General features: G+C 68.2%; 5 protein-coding genes. 1 reads left to right on the top strand and 4 read right to left on the bottom strand.

Features of this window, described 5'->3' with window-relative positions; genetic code table 11:
* Positions 1-101: 101 nt before the first annotated feature.
* On the bottom strand, positions 102-2,192 hold the full coding sequence (locus AB2385_RS06320) for a glycoside hydrolase family 52 protein (protein ID WP_367654102.1): 2,091 nt from the start codon (positions 2,190-2,192) through the stop codon (positions 102-104).
* 183 nt (positions 2,193-2,375) lie between these two features.
* Here AB2385_RS06320 and AB2385_RS06325 point away from each other — a divergent pair, with 183 nt between their 5' ends.
* On the top strand, positions 2,376-3,539 hold the full coding sequence (locus AB2385_RS06325; protein WP_367654103.1) for an ROK family protein: 1,164 nt from the start codon (positions 2,376-2,378) through the stop codon (positions 3,537-3,539).
* An 89-nt stretch (positions 3,540-3,628) separates the two neighbouring features.
* Here the strand turns inward: AB2385_RS06325 and AB2385_RS06330 are convergent, their stop codons facing one another.
* Genes AB2385_RS06330 through AB2385_RS06340 form a run of 3 tightly spaced genes read right to left on the bottom strand, consistent with a single transcriptional unit; the run spans position 3,629 to position 7,760 of the window.
* Positions 3,629-6,256 (bottom strand): aminotransferase class III-fold pyridoxal phosphate-dependent enzyme, encoded by a 2,628-nt coding sequence (locus AB2385_RS06330; protein WP_367654104.1) that lies wholly within the window; start codon positions 6,254-6,256, stop codon positions 3,629-3,631.
* Between the two features lie 30 nt (positions 6,257-6,286).
* A complete protein-coding gene (locus AB2385_RS06335) occupies positions 6,287-7,216 on the bottom strand; it encodes a quinate 5-dehydrogenase (RefSeq protein ID WP_367654105.1) in 930 nt (309 codons plus the stop codon).
* A 19-nt stretch (positions 7,217-7,235) separates the two neighbouring features.
* Complete coding sequence (locus AB2385_RS06340) at positions 7,236-7,760, bottom strand: transcriptional regulator (RefSeq protein WP_367654106.1); 525 nt, start codon at positions 7,758-7,760, stop codon at positions 7,236-7,238.
* Positions 7,761-8,104: the final 344 nt, after the last annotated feature.

Consider the following 8,104-nt stretch of genomic DNA (forward strand, 5'->3'; position numbering starts at 1 on the left):
GTCCACCAAACTATCCGTGGTAAAGAATACTCCACGCGAAGGAGAGTTCCTCCTGCCAGAGATGTACTTTTTCTCATATTTCCGAGGGAGTCTCTTCCGGGCTACCGGGCCTGGTCCAGCCAGAGCACGGCCGTGACGAGGCGCGGGTAAAGCCTGCTGCCACGGTCGGTGCCGGTGTTACTCCACACCTGGTCGGTGGCGGCCTGCATGGCGCACCCCTCCGTCTGCCAGGAGGCATGGACCCGGTCCCATTCCTCCGACCGGTCACCGAAGTCGAAGCCCAGCACCCGCTCCGCCACATACTGGCAGAGGATGATCTTGCTCACCCAGGTGTTCTCACTGGTAGAGGAGAGCTTCCAGCCGCCCGAGGTGGCGTCGATGCAGACGCCGGGGCGCAGCACCGTCGCCAGGTGCGTCTTCAGGGCGGAGATCAGGCGGCCGAACCGGCCGTTGGGACTGACGGCGTCATCGTCACCCAGCATGAAGGGGTAGATCAGCCCCTCGATGGCCGGGATGATCCGGGAGGTGTTCCCGCCCTCGAACACGGCCGGGATGTACCCCTCCTCCGGGATGAACTTGGAGGCCACGGTGGCCGCCGCCCGGGCAGCCTGGTCCTCGGCCTTCGCCGCCTCCGCGGCCAGCCCCAGGCGCCGGAAGACGCGGCCCAGGCAGACGTAGGCCGCCCAGGTCTTCATGGCCAGGTAGAGATTGTTCCGGCTCTGCCCCAGGCTCGCGTCGAGGCTGTCATAGGTGGTGATCTCGCTGCTGTTGCCGCACCGGTCGCTGTCGGCGTCCATGATGCCGTCGCCGTTTCGGTCCCGCGCCACGAGGCTTGCCAGGCAGTCCCGGAAGACCGGCGCCGCCTCCCGCAGCCAGCCCTCATCGCCCGAGAGCAGGCCGTACAGGGAACCGGTGAGAATCCAGTTGTCCAGCTGCTCGTGGCTCATGTAGCTGAAGCAGCCTTTGATGTTGGTCCGCTCGTAGGAAGAATGGCCCGGCGGGGTGAAATGATTGGCAACGCACATGTCGTGCGTGAAGGCGATGCCGCCGGGGTAGAGGTTCCCCTCCCGGTCCTTCACCTTGTCGGTGTAGGAGTACCGGGCGACGAACAGGTCCAGGTTGTTGCGTACGGTCCAGGGATGGTACCGGAGCTCCCAGTAGACCTGGTCGACCGTCAGGTCGAAGGTGTTCATCATCTGGTACTCGCCCTCGTTCACCACCCAGATCAGCCGGCCCTGCTCGTCCATGAGCAGTTCGGTGTTGGCCAGGTAGCTGTGAGTGAAGTGGGCCAGCATGAACTTCCGGTACCGGTTGAGAGGTGCACGCTCCAGCTCTTCGTCCCGCTCCCGGGCCAGGGCCAGGTAGCGCTCGCGGTGCTCCAGCACGTACGCCGCCACCTCCTCCACGCTCCGGAAGAGCGCGGTGTAGGCGAACCGGGCTGGAATGCCGGTGGTGACGATCCCGCCCTGGTAAGTGGCCAGCGCCAGGGTGTAGGTGCGCTTCTCGCCCGCGGGGACGGTGAAGACCAGCCCGCCCTGCGTGCCCAGCCGGTTGATGATCGGCTCGCCGTAGAAGGCCGGCTCGACGATGTCCCAGTGGAGCAGTTCCTGCGCCTCGGGCGTGGGCAGGCAGGCCACCGCCACGGACGTGCCCGTGCCCGCTCCCAGCAGGGCGCCGGACGTCACGTCGGAGAGCACGCGCCGCATCCCGTCCATGGCGAAGATCAGGCGGGCCGGCTCGTCTGACGACCGGTTGTCGAGCGTGATCTCGGCCAGGATCGCCGGAGCGAGGTGGAAGCGCCGCTCGGCCTCGTCCAGCGTCTCCAGGGGCGGAACCGGCCCGAAGGGGGTCACCAGCCGGAAGGTGAGGTCGCCGGCCTGCCACGTGTCGCCCGCCCAGGTCATGGTGCGGGTGATCTCCCGGGGCTGGAAGGGCAGAACGTTCATCTGATTGGCGTCGTGCCGCGGGTCGGTGCCCACGAACGCGGCGGCGCCCTTTCCACGGCCGGAGCCGCTGAAGAACGGCAGCAGGCGGCCCAGCTGTCCCGGACGGGCGTAGCCGATGTAGACGTTCCAGTCGGGCGGGTGGACATCGCTCAGCGCAAAACCGCCGCCCCGACCGTAGAAACCCAGGCAGAACGACGCGTAGGCCCCCCACGGGCTGTGGTGCGCATAGAACGAGCTGGACTGCACGCGTACAACCTCCTTCTCCTTACGAAAATCGCGGGGATAACTTTGTTTGAGTGGTAGCCAAACTCTCTGGGTTGAAGTATTATAAACCTGTCTCCATTTTCCCTGCCGCGACGGCGAAAATGGGGAATCCGTCCTACGGACATGGCGGAAGGGGCTTCCAAACGTAAGGAGGTGACCCTTTTCGTGGTGAGAACAGGCGATTCGGCGATGGTCAAGCAGCTCAACAAGTCGATCGTCCTTAACTGCATTCGTCGCTCCTCTCCGATCTCGCGCACGAGTATTTCGCGCATGACCGGGCTGAACAAGTCCACGGTGTCTGTCTTGACGGCCGAATTGCTGACGGAAGGCCAGATTGTCGAGCTGGGCACAGGCCACTCGACGGGCGGGCGCCGCCCCAAGTTGCTCAGCTTCAACGGCCGGGTCGGCCTGGCCCTCGGTATCGAGGTCGGGGTCACCTTCCTGCGCGGCGTGCTCTGCGACCTGACGGGCAACATCCTGGCCTCTCACCAGGTGCCCATGCCCCCCGGGCGGTCGGTAGAGGCCGCCCTGTCGGCGCTGGTGCAGATGGCGCAGCAGCTCATGAAGCAGGCCCCCAAGACGCCCATGGGGGTCCTGGGGCTCGGCGTGGGCGTGCCCGGCGTGGTGGACCGGGACCAGGGCACCGTGCTGCTGGCGCCCAACCTGGGCTGGCGTGACCTGCAGCTCCGGACGCTGCTGCAGCAGAGCCTCGGCCTGCCTGTCTTCCTCGAAAACGAGGCGAACGCCGCCGCCCTGGGCGAGAAGTGGTTCGGAGCAGGCAGCGGCGTTCCCAACATGCTCTACGTCAGCGTCGGCACCGGCATCGGCACCGGCGTGATCTTGGGCGGCCAGCTCTTCCGGGGCGGGCACGGCCTGGCCGGCGAGGCCGGCCACATGGTGCTGGAGGCCGGCGGCCCCCCCTGCAACTGCGGCAACCGGGGCTGCTGGGAGCTTTACGCTTCCGAGGCGGCCCTGCTCCGCCGGCTGCGGGACGTGTCGCAGGATGCCGAGACCATCTACCAGCTCGCCTCCCGGGGCGATCCCAGGGTGGTGACCGCCATCAGCGCCGTGGGCGAGTATCTCGGCATCGGGCTGGTCAGCCTGGTGAACATCTTCGACCCGGACCTCGTGGTCATCGGCGGCCCGATGGCGCGCTGCGGCAAGTGGCTCATCAACCCGGCGGAGCGGGTGCTCTCCGAACGGCTGATGCTCCGCCGCGCCCGCAACCTGCACATCACCGTGGGCACCCTGGGCGAGAACTCCTGCGCCCTGGGCGCTGCCTCGATCCTCGTGGAGGCGCACTTCAGTTCCGGTGGAATGGTCGTATAAGGCTTGTGGCACAAAGACGGAAGGGGTCGCGACTCGGGTCGCGACCCCTGTTGCTTGCACCCGTTGCCTGCGCGAACCGCCGCGCCTGATCAGTCGTCCCCCGCCGGGCTGAGGACCCGGGACCGCGCGGCCATCAGCTCGGCCCACTCGGCCTCCGAGAGCGGCCGGTCGAAGGAGCGCAGCTGCGCCAGGCGGAAGCCCAGCTCGCCGGCCCAGTGCCGGAGCTGGCGGATCATGGGCAGGTTGAGGTCAGTGCCCAGCGAGGTGTCCTCGTAGTGGTGCATCAGGCCCAGGATCATCGTCTCGGCCATGCAGGCGTAGGCGAGGCCCCGCTCGAAGCCGAAGTACCAGCCCAGGTCGGGCCGGCCGGGCACCTCCACCACCCCGCCGTCGATCACCAGCACGTCGGGGCGGGCGTCCTTCACGGCCCGGGAGACATTGGGCGGGCGAGAGATGTCGCAGACGGCGGCACCGAACTTGAGGTTGGCCGGCGTCACCAGGTCCTCGGCGCTGGAGGTGGCGGTGACCACCAGGTCGGCCGATGGGAGTGCGGCGTCAATCTCCGTGGTGATCGCCAGCGCCCCCGCCTCCTCCAGTCGCCCGGCGAGGCCCTGCCACGCCTCCGGCGCCGCCCCCTCCTCCGGCAGCGGGCCCAGCGCAATCAGCCGGTGGCCGATGGTGCCCGGAGCGAACCGGTGCCCCTCCCGCGCCAGGCCGGCCAGGTGGGCGATGGCGTCGCCCGCCACCTTGAGCAGCCGCCGCCGGCTGGCATCGGGGTGACTCGGGTTGCCGATGAGCACCAGCCGCCCCACCCCCTCGGCCAGCAGGATCGCGGTGGCCCGGCCGATGGAGCCGGTGGCCCCGACCACGGCGATGGTCGCCTCGGGCAGCCGGGTGCCCAGCCGCTCCACGGCCATGTAGACGGCCTCCACGGCCGAGACGACGGTGTACGAGTTGCCCGTGGTAAGGGGTACGCCGGCGTCCTTCAGGGAGAGGCCGCCGCGGGTCACCACCGAGGTGTAGGCCCCGAGGCCCACCAGCCGGGCGCCGCGCTTCTTCGCGATCTCCAGGGCGGCACGCACCTGGGCCACCGCCTCCGCGCGGGGCAGGGCCATCAGCTGCTCCGCGGTGCGGGGGACCACCACGAAGTCGATGAAGACCCGGCGGCCGTTCTGGCCCCGCACGCGGGCAGATCCGGCCACGAAGGGCTCCAGCAGATCGTTGAAGCGCTCGGACAGCCGGGCGAGCTCATCGGTGGAGAACACCTTGAACGACTCGTCCATCTCCGGGTAGTTGCGCAGATCCACCGGGTGGACGAGGAACGCCACCCGCCCCTCGGCGGGGTCGCCGTCGGGCTCGGGCAGCAGCCTCGGTGCGGGGGCCGGCAGCACCTGCGGCCGGGACTCAATCCCCAGCAGGTGGGAGACCAGCTCGGCGGTGTTCCCGGCCGCCAACGGGACGAGCATGCGCTCCACCGCGTCGATGGCCGCCTGGCACTGCTCCCGGGTGGCGATGAGCGGCGGCTCGATGCGGATGACCGCGGAGCCGTTCAACGTGGGGGCCACCCGCAGGCCGCAGACGTTCAGCAGGTAGGAGGAGAGCACCGGCGTCAGCGCCTCCTGCTCCGCCAGCACCCCGAGCAGGCAGGTGCGGCCGTAGGTGGTGCGGTCGACGCCGATCTCGAGGCCCAGCATGTACCCCCGCCCCCGCACCCGCCTCAGGACGTGCGGGTACCGCTCCTGCAGCCGCTCCAGGCCGGATTTCAGGAAGGCGCCGTTCTCGGCCACCTGCCGGATCAGAGCCTGGTCGTCCCGGGTGAGCAACTCGAGGGAGCGCAGGCCGGCCCGGCAGGCGAGGGTATTGCCGGCAAACGTGGAGGAGTGCTTCATGGCGAACTCCTCGGTGTAGACCTCCTCCGTGCAGAGCATAGCCCCGATGGGGAAGAGGCCGCCGCCCAGGGCCTTGGCCAGCACCATCACGTCGGGGGTCACCCCCTCCTCCTCGCAGGCGAAGAGGCGGCCCGTGCGGCCCAGGCCGGTCTGGATCTCGTCGAGGACGAAGAGGACGCCGTGCTCCCGGCAGAGCTCCCGCGCAGCCCGCAGGTAGCCGGGCGGGGGCTCCACGATGCCCCCTTCCCCCTGGATCGGTTCGACGATGAAGGCGGCAAACTCCTCGCCCCGCTCCCGGAGCAGCCGTTCCAGGGCCTCCAGGTCGCCGTAGGGCACCCGGACGAAGCCGGGCACCGGCGCCCCGAACGCCTTCTGGTACGACGTGCGGTTGGTGGCGGACAGCGCGCCCAGGGTCTTGCCGTGAAAGGAGTTGTCGCAGGAGATGATGCCCATCCGCCCGGTGGCGGCCCGCGCCGCCTTGATCGCGGCCTCCACCGCCTCTGCGCCCGAGTTGGCGAAGGTGACATAGCGCAGCCCGGCGGGTGCGATGCTCACCAGCCGCCGGGCCAGTTCCCCCGCCGCCTGCAGGGCCGATGGCTGGACGAAGGAAGGTTCCAGGCTCGCCTCCACCTCGCGGAGCGCCGCCCAGATGTCGGGCGGGTTGAAGCCAAAGGGCAGGGCGCCGTAGGCGGCCACGAAGTCCAGGTAGCGCCGGCCCTCGGCGTCGTAAAGGTAACAGCCCTCACCGCGGACGAAGCGCTTGTCCATGTTGAGCGTCTCGAGCAGCCGGCCGAGGTGAGGGTTCACGTACTCGGTAAACAGGTGCAACGGGGACCCCTCCCAGTTCTCTCTTTGCGCTCAGTCCCCGACTGCACCGCGGGGGCTTGCGGCACTGAAGTGTTCGACCCGGGGCGTGAAGCCGATCCGGTCCAGCCACTCCTCGTAGTCGGCCGGCCTCAGCTCCTCCGGCTTCCGGCCCGCCATGGCCACGATCAGCCCTTCCATCACGTTGGTGCCGAAGGAGCGGCCGCACAGGTTCGGCGTGGTGGTCACCAGCGTGGCCACCCCCGCCTGCTTCATCCACTCCACGTCGGCCGGGGTTACAGTGTTGGTGAGGATGGTCTTGCCCGGCAGCCGGTCAGGCGCGTGGCGCCGGATGTAGAGCCAGTCGCCGGCGATCACGTCCGCCCACTGGTAGTACTCCTCGAAGCGGGGCTGGTAGCTCTCCTGCTTCGAACCGGTGGGGTAGAGCCACGTGAAGGGCAACTGGGTAATCACGGGCAGCAGCACCCGTGCTGCCATCTGCAGGGTCTCGATGCGCCGGATCGGAATCGACATCCCGAGCCCGAACATCACGTCGCCGTAGACTACGTCAGCGCCCACCGCATCCAGCGCCTCGGCCATGCCGAACCGGTCCACGCCGGCGGTCATGAGCACCCGCTTGCCCCGGAGAGGCATCAGATGCCGGTCCACCCACTCCACCGCCCTGCGCTCCAGGGTGTTCTTGAGACCGGAGCCGTCCACGATGGGCGAACGGGTGGCCGCAGCAGCGATCCGGCGGGCGTCCCGGAAGGCGTAACGCCGGCCGCCGGCGTGCAGGTACATGTCGATGCCGCCCATGCCGAACGCGTCCACCTGGCCGTCCAGCTCCCGGATGAGGGCGATCGCCCTCTCCATGGAACCATCGGTGCCGATGCGCTCCACCGTCACCTCCTCGTCGAGGATGGTGACCGCCGCCTTGGAGTTCCGCCTGGAGGAGCCCAGGCTCACGCTGACGATGCGCTTCACAACCACGTCCTCCTCGCACTCAGCCCTTGACGCTGCGGATCAGGTCGCGCACCTCGTCAGGGCTCACGTATACGTCGTGCGTCATGGGCGAACGCCCGATCTCGATGCCGATCACCTGCGGGCCCACCAGCGCCTCCACCATCTTCAGCCGCTGGTCTGACCCGATGAAGATGACGGCGTCACAGGCCCGCGCCCTGGCGATCCACCGCATCACCTGGTTCAGCACCTCGATGCCGTTCTGATTGCGGGCGAAGTCCACCCGCTCCCGGTCGGACATGAGCAGGACGAAGTCGACCCCCTCCGCCCGTGCCACGTCGGCCAGTTCGGGGCCGTTCTTCACGGGGAAGCCGACCAGAGCGATCTTTTTGCCCTTCCGCATCTCCCCCAGCGATTCCAGCCGGGAGATCAGGGTGCGGTCGACCTCCAGGATGTCGGCCACCTCCTGCTGGGAATGGCCCTGCGCCCGCAGTTCGAGGATGCGGTCGACCATGCGGTGGATCCGCTCGGGGCTCACCACCTTGTCGCCGATGCGAATGAGCTGCACGCCCCGGTCACCTCCCGTTGTGCACAAGAATGTGCCAGCGCCTATTGTACATTTTTGTGCACAGCCCCGCAAGCTATTCCTGGAAACGGGGAAGGATGAAAGGAACCATTGTCGAAGTAAATCGACAAAGCGATACCATATCGACCCCGGCGTCTTGGTGTGCGAACAGAAAGGACGATTCGCAATGAACCCCGCAACGTGGCCCACCTGGATGGCATGGGTGATCATCGCTGGCATCTTGCTCAACCTGGCGGTCAACATCTGCCTCCTGGTCAAGGTCAACGGCCTGCATGCGAAAGTCTGCAAGCCGCCTCTCCCCTACCACAACCGCGAAGAACTGGATG

Source organism: Symbiobacterium sp. (assembly GCF_040797425.1).
GTDB lineage: Bacteria > Bacillota > Sulfobacillia > Symbiobacteriales > Symbiobacteriaceae > Symbiobacterium.